Origin of the sequence: Streptomyces sp. C, from assembly GCF_000158895.1 — a bacterium.
Taxonomy (GTDB): Bacteria; Actinomycetota; Actinomycetes; order Streptomycetales; family Streptomycetaceae; genus Streptomyces; species Streptomyces racemochromogenes.
In genome coordinates this window covers 1,195,053-1,195,842 of record NZ_GG657750.1, presented here as the reverse complement: position 1 = coordinate 1,195,842, position 790 = coordinate 1,195,053, and the positions used below count along the sequence as shown (strand labels likewise).

The 790-nt window shown below is 78.7% G+C and carries 1 protein-coding gene and 1 pseudogene; both read left to right on the top strand.

What is annotated here, in order from left to right; translation table 11 throughout:
* Positions 1-321 (top strand): annotated as a pseudogene (locus tag SSNG_RS41830) (hypothetical protein); the annotation flags it as partial.
* Between the two features lie 29 nt (positions 322-350).
* Positions 351-790 (top strand): lantibiotic dehydratase C-terminal domain-containing protein (locus tag SSNG_RS05180; RefSeq protein WP_277752139.1); only part of this gene is annotated, 440 nt, incomplete at its 3' end.

Here is a 790-nt window from a genome sequence, read left to right as displayed (position 1 = left end):
CCGGCGGCGAGGTCCCCCGCGGCGGCCGCCGCCCGCTGGCGCGCCGCCCTCGGCCTGCCCGAACAGCTCTTCCTGCACCCCGCCGCCACCGCCCCCACCGGCCGCCCCGCCGAGGACTTCCTCAGCGGGCTGAGCCGCCCCAAACCCCAGCTCGTCGACCTCGGCAACGCCCTGCACCTGCGCTGCCTGGCCAAGTGGCTCTCCCGCCACGGCGGCGGCGCCGTCCTCGAAGAGGCACTGCCCGCCCCCGGCGCCCAGGACGCGCCCGCCCGCGCCGTCGAACTCGTACTGGAGGTCTACCGCGCCGGACGGACCCGATGACCCGCCCCCGGACAGCAGAGGAACCGACCATGCCGGCACCCACCAGCCGCGCCCTCGACGTGATCGCCTACCACCACCACCCGGTCAAGGCCCCCCTGCTGCGCGAGACCGTGCTGCCGCTCGCCGCCGCCTGCGCGCGGCAGGGGCTCGCCGCCCACGTCGAGCGGCACTGGCTGCACGGCCCCCACCTGCGGCTGCGCCTCCAGGGCCCGGCCGACCGGGTGGAGGCCGCCGCCGAGTCCGCCGCCTCCGCGATCCGCGACTGGCTGCGCCTGCGCCCCTCGCGGAGCGACCGCACCGGGGCAGAACTGCTGGCGGCGGCCGCCGAGGCCGGGCGCGCCGAACTCGTCCCCCCGCCCTACGGGCCGATCGCCCCGGACAACACGGTCCGCGTCGAGCCCGCCGACCGCTCCTCCGTACGCGCCCTGCTCGGCGACGACGGGGGTCGCCCTGCGCGACGACCTGCTGC